This window comes from Bacillus sp. SG20033, assembly GCF_044570195.1.
Taxonomy (GTDB): Bacteria; Bacillota; Bacilli; order Bacillales; family Bacillaceae; genus Bacillus; species Bacillus subtilis.
On the sequence record NZ_CP172606.1, the window covers coordinates 4,151,804 to 4,166,292 of the forward strand.

Consider the following 14,489-nt stretch of genomic DNA (forward strand, 5'->3'; position numbering starts at 1 on the left):
CTTCTGTTGATTACATAATTTTGCTTTCTGTTTCTTGCTTTACTTGGCTCTGAGGAGATCCGTAGAGTTCCTCTTGAATTTGCTCAAGCGACTTGCCAGACGTATTCGGCGCAAAGAGCAGCCCGATGATCATACTGGCCGTCACACATCCGAGAAGAATTGCAGCCATCGTTCCAATGCCGAAATTGGTGATAATCATTGGGACAAACAGACTCCAAATCCCTATTGAAATACGGACAAGGAAAAACATCAGTCCTTGTGCGGAAGCACGATATTGCGTAGGAAAGATTTCGCTGGCCCATAACTGATAGTTCGCTTGCTGCCCGGCTCCGTTATTGATGCCGATCACGACAATAAACAGGAGCAGAATCGGCAGGCCTTCAACTGGCAGCAGAAACAGTGTCCACCCGATCACCGCCATGAAAGCGGCGGTTCCAAATACGGTTTTTCTATATTTGTCGGCAAAGGGCATGAAGATCAAAGCGACCCCCAATCCTGTGAAGATAAACAGCCCCATTTGCAAAAGGTTGGCCATGTTGGCAGATACACCGCCGACCTGCTGATAAATGTATGGCATAAAGAAGCCCATGACCCCGGCAGCTAAGTTCCAAACCAAGTACACACCCATCAAAAACAATATGCTTTTTAGATACATAGGCTTGAGCAAATCAAAATACGATGTCTTATTCAGTACAGCCGGCTTCTCTGCCTGAGCATCCTCCGGCTGATTTTTTGTCTGCCAGGCGTCTGATTCCGGAAGCCTGATTCTCAGGATGTACGTAATCAGCGCAATCACAAGCAGATGGGCAAATACGATTTTATTCCCCAAGAGTCCCAAGTCACCGGCCAGTACGGAGAGGAGCAGTACAACGACAGCGCCCGCGGCCCAAGCGACTTGTGCTACGCCGCAATGCCTGGCCCGATTCTTCTTTGGCGCATTTTCCGCAATAATGGTCCATGACGCGGTTATGTCAGCTCCTACTGATAAACCGATAATGATGTAACCGCTTAACAACATGGGGAAATTAACTCCGAACAAAACCAAACAAATCCCTAGTGCATAAACCAGCATACTATTGGTATAAACAGCCTTCCGTCCGACTTTATCAGCCAGAAACCCGCCAAGCAGCGCGCCGACAGCGGCAGAAATCGCATTTGCGCTCAGCGCGCCGAGCAGCCCGATTTGCGTATCGGATAGCTTAAGGTAACTGACCCATAATGATAAACCGGCGGAGCCTGCCACAATTGAACCGGCATCAATATAGTTGGCCAATGCTGCCGCGATTGTCCGTTTATTGAAGGCTGAATCTCCATTGGTATTGCCCATATGTTCATTCCCCATTAAGCCAGATCCAACAACTGCTGATCAATATAGTTTCTCGCAATCAATGCATACTCCAGCGGGTTTGCAACATCGGGGTCCTGTTCAGCTTCAATGACAATCCATCCGGAATAACTGTGCTTCAACAGCAGCTGATATACTTCTCTAAAGTCAATGCAGCCGTCACCGGGAACCGTAAACATGCCTTTTAAAAATGATTGCCGGAACGATTGTCCTTCGAGCCTGCATTGTTCCATGACATTCAGGCGGGCATCCTTAAAGTGCACATGCTTAATGCGGCCGATATGCTTCTCAAGCATCCCCATGTAATCGCCGTCAGAAATATACGCATGGCCTGTATCATAGAGGAGGTGTACATGCGCAGGGTCTGTTCCTGCCATCAGGCGGTCCACTTCTTCCGCTGTTTGGACACCAGTGCCGAGATGATGATGATAGACAAGCTTCAAGCCATGCTGAGCGGCAATTTCGCCAAGGTGATTCAGCCCTTCGCAAAGCCGCTCCCATTCATCATCCGTAAAGTGCGGCTTCTCTGTGAACACATTTTTCTCCAAGCCTTGCACGCTGTACGTTTGTTCAGAGACAACTGCGACATCCGCGTTTACTTGCTGCAAATACTCACAATGCAGGGTAAATGTCTTTGCCGCTTCACCAAGTCCGTCACGCAAAATAAAACTGCTGAACCATTTTCCTGCAATGCGTAAGTTCCGAAGCTTCAGCTCTTTGTTCAGGATGGCAGGTTCGGGGAAAAAGCCCCCGACCTCCGTGCCTTGAAAACGTGCGACAACGATATCACTTAACAAATGCTGAAGTGTATTTCCCGCTCCAATTTCAGGCATGTCATCATTCCGCCACCCAATGGGAGCGATTCCCCACAGGATTTCATTTTTGCCCATCTATGGTGCCTCCCCTCTAATACTGCTTCGCAGATTCCAGCTTTTTCTCTTTTGCTTCGTATGCTTTCTGAACGCTTTCTTGTTCAGATACCTCTGCCACCCCGACATGCCACCAGCTGTCATAGCCGTCCGTCATTGTTTTAGGCAGCACCTTCATTTCAATTAATGTTGATACATTCTGTTTCTTCGCATCCTCTAACGCCGCTTTTAATTCTTCTACTGTGTTTGCGCGGTAGGTTTTCGCGCCGTATCCCTCAGCGACTTTCGCGTAATCGACATTCAGGATTTGGTTGTCGTCAGTGCGGAACTCGCAATAGTAGCTGCCGCTGCCATGATCCATTTGCAGGTTGTTGATGCATCCGAATCCTGAGTTGTCAAAGAGCAGCACATTGATTTTCTTGTTGTACTGAATCGCCGTGATCAGTTCAGAATGAAGCATCAGGAAGCTGCCGTCTCCGACGATTGAATACACTTCTCTGTCAGGGTGGGCCAGTTTAAGACCGAGTGTCCCGGACACTTCATAGCCCATGCAAGAATATCCATACTCCAGGTGATACGTATTCGGAACATTAGAATGCCACAGACGCTGCAAATCTCCTGGGAGTGAGCCTGCTGAACAGATGATGACGCTGTCTTCAGGAATCGTCTCGTTGATTGTCAGCAATGCCGTTGTTTGCGGAAGCTCCGTATTCAACGCGTCAGCATATTCATTCAGGACCTCTTGAGAAAAGTGATGTTTGATTTCCGGATCAAACGCTTCCCGCTTAAACGTCACTTTGCTGAGACGCTCGCGTTCAGCTAGCCATTCGTCCTTCAGCTCCCGGATCGTTGTGCCGAACTCGCTCTCATAGCCTTCAAGCAAGCCGTGCAGTTTGCCAAGCGTCACTTTCGCATCTGCTACCACTTGGAATGCATCAAGTTTATACGCCTGCATTCGGCTGACGTTAATGTTCAAAAACTTCGCTTTATCAAAATCAAAAGCGGTCTTAGAGGATGTCGCAAAATCTGTATACCTTGTGCCGATGCCGATAATCAAATCAGCCTGGCGGGCCGCTTTGTTTGCCGCAAGTGTACCTGTGATGCCCATCCCGCCAAGGTTGTTCGCAAAATCAGCTTCAACTGTAGACTTTCCTGCCTGCGTTTCAACTAACGGAATGTTATAGGCTTCAGAAATGGCAACCAATTCATCGCGCGCACCGGAATATTTTGCGCCTCCGCCGACGAGGATCACAGGTTTTTTGCTGGATTTAATCAGCTCCGCCGCACCTTGAAGCTCGCGCTCGCTCGGCTGCATGCGATCAATATAGTGAACCCGTTTGACGAAGAAACTTTCATCAAAATCGTATGCTTCCCCTTCAACATCCTGAGAAATACAAATCGTTGCAGGACCTGCTTTTGCCGGATCAGTCATGACTTCAAACGCGCGCAGCAAACTGCTCATCAGCTGCTCAGGGCGCGTAATGCGGTCCCAGTATCTCGATACAGGTTTCAATGCATCGTTTGTCGTAATCGCCGCGCTGTATTCTTGCTCCATTTGCTGCAGTACAGGGTCTGGCTGTCTTGTCGCAAATGTGTCTGCCGGAATCAAGAGAACTGGGATATTGTTTGCCAATGCAGTGCCGGCTGCCGCCACCAAGTTAGCCGCTCCTGGTCCGACGGATGTAGACACCGCATATATTTTTCTTCTCAGCATTTGCTTGCTGTACGCCATGGCCGCATGCGCCATTCCTTGTTCATTTTTCCCTTGATAGACTTTCAAATGGCCTGCATCCTGCTCAAGCGCTTGCCCGATCCCTAATACGTTTCCATGACCGAAAATTGTGAAAATCCCTTCGACAAAAGGCTCTTCCTTTCCATCAACATGGATGTACTGCTGGTTTAAGAATTTAATCAGCGCCTGTGCTGTTGTTAAGCGAATTTTCTTACCCACAAACGATCCCACCTTTACTCGATCTTTTTCAATTATGACTGTGCTTCAATAAGCTGTACGATTTCTTCCGCAGTCGGCATCGCTTCTGACGAACTGTGCTTGCTCACCACAATGGAAGCTGAAGCACTGCCGTATTTCAATGCCGTTTCAATGTCTTTTCCGCTGACAAGGCCATAGATAAAGGCTGACGCATAGGAGTCACCAGCTCCAAAGGTTTTCAGCACTTTTGTCTTGTACGCTTGGGCGCGGAATACCTCGCCGGATTTGCTGTATGCGTAAGAGCCTTCGACGCCGTGTTTGATGACAACGAGGTCGGCTGAATGGCCAAATAAATGATTGACGGATTCTTCATTGCTTCCGCCTGTGCGGTTTTCCATCACATCAAATTCATCACGTGTGCCGATGACGATATCGGACTGCTCGGCAACCAAAGAATAATAAACGGCTGTTTCGTCTGATGACTGCCACGTATACGGGCGGTAATCCAGTTCGAACACCACTTTAACCTGATGCTTCTTCGCGTATTGAACAGCTTTTAGCACCGCTTCCCGTGACGGGCTTTTGGCGAGCGCTGTCCCGGAAACAAGCAGCATTTTCGCATTTGCGATATAATCCTCGCTTACCTCTGAAGGCTCAAGATAAAGATCCGCCACATCATCGCGATACATTAAAATGCTGCATTCTTCAGGGCTGAGGATTTCTGTAAATGCAAGGCCTGCTTTGTGTCCATCTTGATCAACAACCATCTGTGTTGTATCAACGCCGGTCTTTCTCATATAGGACTCTATGAATCTTCCATGCTGGTCATCCGGAATTTTGCCGATGAAGCCCGCTTTTAAGCCAAGCTTCGCGCTGCCGATCGCGATATTCGCAGGTGAACCGCCAACGTATTTGGAAAATGTCATCGTCTCTTCCATTGGGCGGTTGTATTCGACTGCGTTCAGGTCAATACATGCCCGGCCGATGGCAACAATATCAAAAGCCTTCTCTTCATTGAATGTATACTTCATCGTAAACAGCCACTCCTCACTTGTTAGCGTTCTAAAATCCACTCATGCGCCGGGTCGTTATGAAACTTCCATTTTCGCGTCGGCCCTGCCATGACATTTAAATAGTAGGATGTGTATCCGTCCGGAACGCCTACCGGGTGGTACCCCGCAGGAACGATGACAACGTTTTCATTTTCCACAGTCATTGTCTCGTCAATAGAACGGTCATCTGTGTATACGCGCTGAAACACAAAGCCCTGTCCCGGGTCTAACTCATGGTAGTACGTTTCTTCTAAGAAAGATTCTTCCGGCAAGTTGTCTTGATCATGTTTGTGAGGCGGGTAGCTGGACCAGTTGCCGCTGTCTGTATAGACTTCAACTACTAATAGACTGTTAGCTGAAGGGTCTGAATCCGGAAGAATGTTATGAACAGTACGTTTGTTTGAAAATTGCCCGCGATGCTCAATTCCGTTGTCTTCCGCTTTGATCAGCTTTGTCGGAAGCTGCTTTTCCGATGGAGAATAGCAAAGCGCCACTCTTGCGTCGCTGACCGCTGTGATCTCAAATGCACGATCATTTGATATATAGACGCTGTCTGTCGGTTTTCGTTCAAATACGCTTTCACGCGTGCCGATATTCTCAAAAGTCGACTCATGATCTGTCACTGTAATTTTTCCCGTTACAGCCACAATACAAATTTCTTGTTTTTTCAATTCTTCTGTATAGCTTGAACCTGATGCAAGATCTAACACTTTAAACTCTACATAAGTAAGATCAGAGTTGGATGTCGTTACTTCGTGCACGAGTTTGACCCCATTAGACACTTCATGCGACTGCGGCTTACGCAACAAATAACTCATAGTGAAGCCCTCCTCTTTCTATTGGCAGAATGAGTCCGAACAGCGCACATGGACGCCGTTCGGCTGTTCGTCGTTTAGTTGAAATCAGGTGCCGGATATCTTGCCGTTACCACTTTTTTACGTGTATAGAAGTCGACGCTGTCTTTTCCGTTCGCATGCAGCGTTCCAAAGAATGAAGATTTCCAGCCTGAGAATGGGAAGAACGCCATTGGAGCCGGCACACCAAGGTTGATGCCTAGCATTCCCGCATCAATGTTTTCACGGAAGTAGCGGATTGCGTTTGAGTTGGATGTGAACAAGCAGGCGCCGTTCGCAAACTCAGACTTATTGGCGATTTCAATCGCCTCTTTCAGGTTTTTCACACGAATGACAGATAAGACCGGAGCGAAAATTTCATCTTTCCAGATCGTCATCTCTGTTGTGACATTGTCAAAGATCGTCGGGCCGACAAAGTAGCCGTCGTCTGACACATTTTCACGTCCGTCACATACGAGTCTGGCACCTTCTTCAAGACCTTTTTCGATATAGCTGAGCGTGCGCTTCTTGTTGTCTTCGCGAATCACTGGTCCTAAGAACACGCCGTCATCAAGGCCGTTACCGATTTTAATGTCCGCCACTTTTTCCTGCAGCTTCGCCATAAATTCATCGGCGATTCCTTCTTCAACCGTCACAACGGCACAAGCCATGCAGCGTTCACCGGCAGAACCGAAGGCAGCTCCGACGATGTTTGTGACCGTGTCTTCAAGATTCGCATCGTTCAAGACAATCGTATGGTTTTTCGCGCCAGTCAGAGATTGAACGCGTTTTAAGTTTTCGCTTCCTTTTTTGTAGACGTATTCGCCTACTGGCTTGGAGCCTACAAATGAAATTGCTTTAATTTCGGGATGCTCAAGGATGCCGTTCACAACGTCATGCGCACCGTATACGACGTTGAACACCCCTTTCGGAAGGCCCGCTTTTTCAAAAAGCTCAACCAATTTCTCTGTTAACAGCGGAGTCCGCTCAGATGGCTTTAAAATAAATGTGTTGCCGAGCGCGATCGCCATCGGGAACATCCAGCAAGGAACCATCATCGGGAAGTTGAATGGCGCGATTCCGCCGACAACTCCGATTGGGTAACGGTAGTTCGCCGCTTCAACGTCCGTTGCGATGGAAGCAAGTGAGTCACCCATCATCAGGGAAGGTGCTCCAGCGGCGAACTCTACGTTTTCAATCCCGCGTCCCACTTCACCTAAAGCTTCTTTCGTGTTTTTTCCGTTTTCAATGGTAATTAGATGAGCAAGTTCTTCTTTATGCTGAGACAGCAGCTGCTGGAAGTTAAATAGAATTCTGGCACGGCGCGGAACCGCCACCTTTGACCATGTTTTAAATGCTTCAGCAGCCGTTTGCGCTGCGTAATCAATATCCTCTTGTGTAGAAATCGGCACTTGGCATAGTACTTCTTTCGTCGCCGGATTGACGACATCTTCATATCGATCTGTTTTGCTTTCAACCCATTCACCGTTGATGTAGTTTTTTAATTTTCTGATTTCTGCCATTCTTATTGCCTCCTTCATTAGTAAACACATACACTTGTATGGATGGTTCCGGATAGATTCATATCAATATCCACTTTTCAGCAAGCCAAGAATTAAACGCTTTCAAAAAAACCAAAAAAATAAATGGCGGATGCATATTTACATACAAGCAACCATTTCATGCACAACAGGTTACTTTTTGGTCATTTCTTGGTTATATTCTAATCGCATAATACCCATAAGTCAATCATAAACACTAAATTTTTTCATTATTTTTATTATATTAATCTTTTAATCAAGTAAGAGAGGTAAGAGAAGCCCGCCGAATCTTGCAAAAGATATACACCGATGTTATCATTTTTTAAGCAACTATTGATTAACTTTTGGTTTTTATTATATATTTATGTTACGTAAAGATTCAAGAAGGAGTTTTTAATATGAAACTGATGCGGATTCAGGAAATGGAGGAGTACATTTTATCGCATGGCACTGTTTCCTTAGATGAGCTGTGCCAGGTGTTCAATGTCTCCAAAAACACAGTCAGACGTGATATCAACAAGCTTACAGAAAAGGGTGCGATTGAAAAAGTATACGGCGGCGTAACATCTATTGAAAAAACCGCATTAGTTCCTTTTGAAAATCGCACCATTCAGCACCAGGATGAAAAAACAAAAATCGCCCATTATGCTTCCCGATTTATTGAAGATCACGATTTGGTCTTCATTGATTCAGGAACGACGACAAAGTCTATTCTTGATACGCTTGATCCAGCCAAAAATGTCACCATCTTAACCAACAGTTTAGACATTATCAATGCGGCGTCAGCTTTGAAGAATATCAACTTAATCATTATCGGAAACAACTATAAGAGAAAAACCCGCTCCTTTGTCGGCATGGACGACCCGGCTATGCTTGATAAGTACAATATCAACAAAGCCTTTATGTCCGCTACCGGAACGACACTGACACACGGATTGACCAACTCGGATCTGCTGGAGTATGAAATTAAAAAGAGGATTTCGGAAAAAGCAAAAGAAGTGTATCTATTGGCTGACCATTCTAAATTCGGAAAATCAACGCTTCTGACATATGCGCCGTTTGACAGGCTGCATTGCATTGTGACCTCTCAGCCATTAGACGACGAGTACACGCAGTACTGCAATGAGCATCAAATCGGCATTCACCTGGCCTAACGTTTACAATAGTGTTGAGAGTCTATCATCCATTTTATTCTAGGAGGCAGATCATGAAAAAAGCGAAGCTCGGAAAATCAGACTTGCAGGTATTCCCTATCGGATTAGGAACAAATGCTGTCGGAGGACATAACCTCTACCCGAACCTAAATGAAGAAACCGGAAAAGAATTGGTGCGCGAGGCGATCCGTAATGGCGTGACAATGTTAGACACCGCTTACATTTACGGGATCGGCCGTTCCGAAGAATTAATTGGTGAAGTGCTGCGTGAATTCAACCGTGAAGATGTTGTCATCGCGACAAAAGCCGCTCACAGAAAACAAGGCAATGACTTTGTCTTTGATAATTCACCAGATTTTCTTAAAAAATCAGTTGATGAAAGCCTGAAGCGCTTGAATACCGATTATATCGATTTGTTCTACATTCACTTCCCTGACGAACATACGCCTAAGGATGAAGCCGTTAACGCGCTGAATGAGATGAAGAAAGCCGGAAAAATCCGCTCCATCGGTGTATCCAACTTCTCTTTAGAGCAATTAAAAGAAGCAAACAAAGACGGTTTGGTAGATGTATTGCAAGGCGAATACAACCTGTTAAACCGTGAAGCGGAAAAAACATTCTTCCCGTATACGAAGGAGCATAATATTTCATTTATCCCTTACTTCCCGCTCGTATCAGGTTTATTGGCAGGAAAGTATACAGAAGATACAACGTTCCCAGAAGGCGACCTGCGAAACGAACAGGAACACTTCAAGGGTGAGCGTTTCAAAGAAAATATCAGAAAGGTCAACAAGCTTGCGCCGATTGCCGAAAAACACAACGTGGATATCCCTCACATCGTATTGGCCTGGTATTTAGCAAGACCGGAAATTGATATTTTAATCCCGGGAGCAAAACGTGCCGATCAGCTGATTGATAACATCAAAACAGCCGACGTGACGCTTTCTCAAGAGGATATTTCATTTATTGATAAGCTGTTCGCATAAGAAGAAAGCAGCCTTCTCCAATGGAGAAGGCTGTTTTTTTGTGCGATAAATTCCTAAATAACTGATTTTGAAGCAAAACCTTACAAAATGAGCCATAAATCCGATAAAATAAAGGTAGTTTATCTCAGAAAGAAAGTGATTGAGAAAGCAAAAGTATGAAACGTTCATATCATCCAGCTCATATGAAATAAAGCTGACCCAGCTTCTTTTATTTGCTGGTCAGAATAGCGGACCGTTTCGATGGTCTATGGAGGAAACAGAATGAAACTTAAATATGTAAAAGCCTTAGTTGCAGTAACCGTTGCTTTAGGTGTACTGCTGCCATCAACGATTTCTCATGCAAAGAGCTTTAGCGGCCGCTCATCATCTAGTTACAGCAGCCGAAGTTCAAGCTCATCATACAGCGGAAGCTATAAATCAAGCCCGAAATCAAGCTACAGCTCAGGATCAAGCTCTTCTAGCAAAAAATCCAAGACGTCTGACGATTCATCATCATCGATTTCGCTTAAAAAGAAGCCTTCGGAAAAGGCAAGTTCATCAAGCTCTAAAAAATCGTCAGGCACCTTTTCCGGCGCTACATCAAAAGTAACCGGAAAGACATACAGCGGAAAAACGTCTAAAGCCTATGTTGGCGGACGTTATGTTTCAGTCAATCATTACTATCACGCAGGTTTCGCGCCATCAGGATGGTTTGGATATTATAGCGGATTTACAATGGGTATGTTCATGATCAGCATGATGCACCCATGGGGTTACACCTATCATCCAGTCGGAGGCCCCGGTTATGTTTCTTATGGCGCTTCACCCATTGCCTGGATCGTGGATATCATCGCTTTGATTATTATTTTAATCATTGTCATCGCATTGATTCGCGCATTTAAAGCACCGAAGACGTACAGAAGGAGATTTTAGGCAATGAGATTAATATTAAATGAGCAAGAAATTGTAGACGGAATTTGCGTGTATATTTCCAATGAAGAAGATATCTACCCTGAAGACGTTGAAGTAAAAGAACTATCGTACAACAAGCGTACAGGGTTCTTCGCTGAAGCTACATTTGGCCTGCACCACAAGCAGCTTATGTCAGATGACATTTCAGAAGGCATTATTCAGTTCTTAGAGGAATACCACAACTTCAATCCGGACGTTACCGTCGTTGAATTGCAATTTGATAAGAAAAAAGGCTTCTCCGCCTTGGTTTTTGTCAACGAAGCAGAAGAATAAAAATGTCTTAATCAAACCTTACTCCGCGCGGGTAAGGTTTTTTTAATGGTTTCTCTGAGCATAAAGTTATTTCGTTTTTCCTAAACTCAGCGGATCTGTGATCATCTCTTTTGGCTATAAAGTTTCCGTTTTTTCAAAACAAATGTTTCAAATGAGATAGGAAATGGGTACTAATCTATTAACTTTGTTACATATTTTTAGATACTCATTGGCTCAACAACTGAGGAGGAGACATTTGTGAAGAAAGACACAAGGAAATATATGATCTACTTTTTCGGCGCTTTAGGGGGACTGCTATATGGTTACGATACAGGTGTTATCTCCGGAGCACTCCTGTTTATCAATAACGATATTCCTTTAACGACATTGACAGAAGGATTGGTTGTCAGCATGCTGCTCCTTGGCGCGATTTTCGGTTCTGCCTTGAGCGGCACATGCTCAGACCGCTGGGGCAGGAGAAAGGTTGTATTTGTCCTTTCCATCATTTTTATTATCGGTGCGCTCGCTTGCGCGTTTTCTCAAACAATCGGCATGCTGATTGCATCTAGGGTGATTCTCGGTTTGGCCGTCGGCGGTTCAACGGCGCTTGTGCCCGTGTATCTTTCCGAAATGGCACCGACAAAAATTCGCGGGACACTCGGCACAATGAACAACTTAATGATTGTCACAGGAATTTTGCTCGCCTATATTGTGAACTACCTGTTCACACCGTTTGAAGCGTGGCGCTGGATGGTCGGTCTGGCCGCAGTGCCTGCCGTGCTTCTATTAATCGGCATCGCGTTCATGCCGGAATCGCCAAGATGGCTCGTGAAGCGCGGCCGTGAAGAAGAAGCGAGACGAATCATGAACATCACTCATGATCCCCAAGACATCGAAATGGAATTGGCAGAGATGAAGCAAGGGGAAGCAGAGAAAAAAGAAACGACACTCAGCGTCCTAAAAGCCAAATGGATTCGCCCCATGCTTCTGATTGGCGTCGGCCTAGCTATTTTCCAGCAGGCGGTCGGCATTAACACGGTCATCTACTACGCGCCGACCATTTTTACGAAGGCCGGTCTTGGCACGTCAGCTTCCGCACTCGGCACAATGGGAATCGGCGTCCTTAACGTCATCATGTGTATCACTGCCATGATCTTAATTGACCGTGTCGGACGCAAAAAACTTCTGATCTGGGGAAGTGTCGGCATCACACTGAGCCTTGCTGCTTTATCAGGCGTGCTCCTGACACTGGGGCTTTCCGCATCAACAGCGTGGATGACAGTAGTCTTTCTCGGCGTCTATATCGTCTTTTACCAGGCGACATGGGGTCCTGTAGTGTGGGTGCTCATGCCTGAGCTCTTCCCGTCCAAAGCGCGCGGAGCCGCGACAGGGTTCACGACTTTGGTGTTATCGGCAGCCAACCTGATCGTGTCGCTCGTCTTCCCGCTGATGCTAAGCGCAATGGGCATCGCATGGGTCTTTATGGTTTTCTCAGTCATTTGTCTTCTCTCATTTTTCTTCGCTTTCTACATGGTGCCGGAAACCAAAGGGCGAAGCTTGGAGGAAATTGAAGCAAGCCTGAAAAACCGGTTTAAAAAGAAGAAAAGCACCCAAAACCAAATGCTGAATGAGCGTACATTATAAAAAAAAGGAATCGTCTCCTTATGGGACGATTCCTTTTTCTGTTTACACCATGACCTTGCAAATATTGTTCGTAAATTCCACAGGGTCCTGAATCGGCAGGCCTTCGATGAGAAGCGCCTGATTGTACAGAAGGTTTGTGTACAGGCTCAGCTTCTCTTTATCTTGTTCAAACGCGTCCTGCAGCGTTTGGAATACCTCGTGATTTGGGTTGATTTCCAGCACTTTTTCCGCCTTCACATTTTGGCTGTCAGGCATCGCGTTTAAGATTTTTTCCATCTCAATTGTCACTTCGCCGTCAGCAGCAAGGCAGACTGGATGTGATTTAAGCCGTTTTGAGATTCTGACGTTTTTCACTTTGTCTGACAGAATGTTTTTCATTTCCTCAAACAGATCCTTATACTTGCTTTCCTCTTCCTCGGACTGCTTTTGATCCTCATCCGTGTCTATGCCAAGGTCTCCGCTTGATACGGACTTGAATTCTTTTTCCTGATAAGAAGCCAGCATTTTAATTGCAAACTCATCGATGTCCTCAGTAAAGTAGAGGATTTCATAGCCTTTGTCCGCCACCATTTCCGTTTGCGGCAGTTTCTCAATGCGGTCGTAAGAATCCCCGGTCGCGTAATAAATGAATTTCTGCTCCTCTGGCATTCTGGAAACATACTCGTCTAAGCTGACCAGTTTTTTCTCTTTTGAAGAGTAGAATAAGAGGAGATCCTTCAATTGATCCTTATTCGCGCCAAAATCATTGTACACGCCGAATTTCAGCTGTCTGCCGAACGACTTGTAGAACGTCTCGTATTTCTCGCGGTCTTTTTTCAACAGGCTTTGCAGCTCGCTTTTGATTTTCTTGCTGATGTTTTTCGCGATCAGCTTCAGCTGGCGGTCATGCTGCAGCATTTCTCTGGAAATATTCAGCGACAGATCCTCAGAATCGACCATGCCCTTCACAAAGCTGAAGTGGTCCGGTAGCAGGTCTGCGCACTTATTCATGATCAGCACGCCATTGGAATACAGCTCCAAGCCTTTCTCATATTCCTTGGAATAGTAGTCGAACGGCATGTTTTCAGGGACGAATAGAATTGCGTTGTAGCGAACGGCTCCATCCACACTGATATGAACGTGTGTGAGCGGTTTATCAAACCCATAATGCTTTTCAGCATAGAATTTTTCATAATCCTCATCTGTCAGCTCGCTTTTGTTTTTTCTCCAGATCGGCACCATGCTGTTGACCGTCTGCTCTTCCTGCACCTCTTCAAATTCATTTTCGCTGCCTTCCTTCGGCTTATTAATGGTTGTATCCATTTTGATCGGGTAGCGAATGAAGTCGGAGTACTTCTTGATGATCGCTTTTAAACGATATTCCTCTAAAAACTCGTCATAGCTGTCATCTTCTGTGTTCTCTTTGATTTTCAGGATAATGTCTGTACCGACAGAATCCTTTTCACACGGCTCAATCGTATAGCCGTCTGCACCCGCAGACTCCCATTTATAAGCCTCTTCGCTGCCAAGCGCTTTACTGATGACTGTCACGACATCGGCAACCATAAATGCCGCGTAAAAACCGACACCGAACTGCCCGATAATGTCATGTCCGTCTTTCAGCTCGTTTTCCTTTTTAAACGCGAGGGAACCGCTTTTTGCAATTGTTCCAAGATGCTGTTCAAGCTCATCCTTTGTCATTCCGATCCCCGTATCAGAGATGGTTAATGTTCTCGCATCTTTGTCAGCTGCGACCTTTATGTAGTAACTGTCTTTATCAAACGTAAGCGCATCGTCCGTAAGCGCTTTGTAATAGATTTTGTCAATCGCATCACTCGAATTGGAGATTAACTCGCGCAGGAAAATTTCTTTTTGGGTATAAATGGAGTTAATCATCATATCCAGCAAGCGTTTAGACTCTGCTTTAAACTCTTTTTTCGCCACTCTTGATCG

12 protein-coding genes are annotated in these 14,489 nt (G+C 45.7%); 5 read left to right on the plus strand and 7 right to left on the minus strand.

Annotation, left to right across the window (positions count from 1 at the left end):
* Positions 1-10: 10 nt before the first annotated feature.
* The 6 genes from iolF to iolA all read right to left on the minus strand — a co-directional run bounded on the left by iolF (position 11) and on the right by iolA (position 7,552).
* Entirely contained in the window at positions 11-1,327 is a 1,317-nt protein-coding gene (iolF, locus tag ACFVP7_RS21795; RefSeq protein WP_396582880.1) for a myo-inositol transporter IolF, read from the minus strand.
* Positions 1,328-1,341: 14 nt separating this feature from the next.
* A complete protein-coding gene (gene iolE / locus ACFVP7_RS21800; protein ID WP_014481416.1) occupies positions 1,342-2,235 on the minus strand; it encodes a myo-inosose-2 dehydratase in 894 nt (297 codons plus the stop codon).
* A 16-nt stretch (positions 2,236-2,251) separates the two neighbouring features.
* On the minus strand, positions 2,252-4,165 hold the full coding sequence (iolD, locus tag ACFVP7_RS21805) for a 3D-(3,5/4)-trihydroxycyclohexane-1,2-dione acylhydrolase (decyclizing) (RefSeq protein WP_187956318.1): 1,914 nt from the start codon (positions 4,163-4,165) through the stop codon (positions 2,252-2,254).
* A gap of 32 nt (positions 4,166-4,197) precedes the next feature.
* On the minus strand, positions 4,198-5,175 hold the full coding sequence (iolC, locus tag ACFVP7_RS21810) for a 5-dehydro-2-deoxygluconokinase (protein WP_029726145.1): 978 nt from the start codon (positions 5,173-5,175) through the stop codon (positions 4,198-4,200).
* A 23-nt stretch (positions 5,176-5,198) separates the two neighbouring features.
* A complete protein-coding gene (gene iolB / locus ACFVP7_RS21815; protein ID WP_041850314.1) occupies positions 5,199-6,014 on the minus strand; it encodes a 5-deoxy-glucuronate isomerase in 816 nt (271 codons plus the stop codon).
* 74 nt (positions 6,015-6,088) lie between these two features.
* A complete protein-coding gene (iolA, locus tag ACFVP7_RS21820; RefSeq protein WP_161619218.1) occupies positions 6,089-7,552 on the minus strand; it encodes a methylmalonate-semialdehyde dehydrogenase in 1,464 nt (487 codons plus the stop codon).
* A 416-nt stretch (positions 7,553-7,968) separates the two neighbouring features.
* On the opposite strand from iolA, the gene iolR reads away from it, so the two are divergent.
* From iolR to ACFVP7_RS21845, 5 genes are all read left to right on the plus strand, one after another.
* Positions 7,969-8,724 (plus strand): myo-inositol utilization transcriptional regulator IolR, encoded by a 756-nt coding sequence (gene iolR / locus ACFVP7_RS21825; RefSeq protein ID WP_003227050.1) that lies wholly within the window; start codon positions 7,969-7,971, stop codon positions 8,722-8,724.
* Positions 8,725-8,777: 53 nt separating this feature from the next.
* On the plus strand, positions 8,778-9,710 hold the full coding sequence (locus ACFVP7_RS21830) for an aldo/keto reductase (RefSeq protein WP_003243075.1): 933 nt from the start codon (positions 8,778-8,780) through the stop codon (positions 9,708-9,710).
* A gap of 261 nt (positions 9,711-9,971) precedes the next feature.
* Positions 9,972-10,622: a hypothetical protein gene (locus ACFVP7_RS21835; RefSeq protein WP_003244225.1), complete on the plus strand. Its 651-nt coding sequence runs from the start codon at positions 9,972-9,974 to the stop codon at positions 10,620-10,622.
* Between the two features lie 3 nt (positions 10,623-10,625).
* Positions 10,626-10,934, plus strand: coding sequence for a YxcD family protein (locus ACFVP7_RS21840; RefSeq protein ID WP_003227046.1), 309 nt, complete (start codon positions 10,626-10,628; stop codon positions 10,932-10,934).
* A gap of 237 nt (positions 10,935-11,171) precedes the next feature.
* Positions 11,172-12,557: a sugar porter family MFS transporter gene (locus tag ACFVP7_RS21845; RefSeq protein ID WP_021481038.1), complete on the plus strand. Its 1,386-nt coding sequence runs from the start codon at positions 11,172-11,174 to the stop codon at positions 12,555-12,557.
* A 42-nt stretch (positions 12,558-12,599) separates the two neighbouring features.
* On the opposite strand, the gene htpG is transcribed toward ACFVP7_RS21845, so the two are convergent.
* Positions 12,600-14,480, minus strand: a complete 1,881-nt coding sequence (htpG, locus tag ACFVP7_RS21850; protein WP_003243561.1) for a molecular chaperone HtpG — start codon at positions 14,478-14,480, stop codon at positions 12,600-12,602.
* Positions 14,481-14,489 lie beyond the last annotated feature (9 nt).

Bases quoted from the DNA above. Each gene is read 5' to 3' on its own strand.
- iolF (WP_396582880.1), bottom strand. From the start codon at position 1,327: ATGGGCAATACCAATGGAGATTCAGCCTTCAATAAACGGACAATCGCG.
- iolE (WP_014481416.1), bottom strand. From the start codon at position 2,235: ATGGGCAAAAATGAAATCCTGTGGGGAATCGCTCCCATTGGGTGGCGG.
- iolC (WP_029726145.1), bottom strand. From the start codon at position 5,175: ATGAAGTATACATTCAATGAAGAGAAGGCTTTTGATATTGTTGCCATC.
- iolB (WP_041850314.1), bottom strand. From the start codon at position 6,014: ATGAGTTATTTGTTGCGTAAGCCGCAGTCGCATGAAGTGTCTAATGGG.
- iolA (WP_161619218.1), bottom strand. From the start codon at position 7,552: ATGGCAGAAATCAGAAAATTAAAAAACTACATCAACGGTGAATGGGTT.
- iolR (WP_003227050.1), top strand. From the start codon at position 7,969: ATGAAACTGATGCGGATTCAGGAAATGGAGGAGTACATTTTATCGCAT.
- ACFVP7_RS21830 (WP_003243075.1), top strand. From the start codon at position 8,778: ATGAAAAAAGCGAAGCTCGGAAAATCAGACTTGCAGGTATTCCCTATC.
- ACFVP7_RS21835 (WP_003244225.1), top strand. From the start codon at position 9,972: ATGAAACTTAAATATGTAAAAGCCTTAGTTGCAGTAACCGTTGCTTTA.
- ACFVP7_RS21840 (WP_003227046.1), top strand. From the start codon at position 10,626: ATGAGATTAATATTAAATGAGCAAGAAATTGTAGACGGAATTTGCGTG.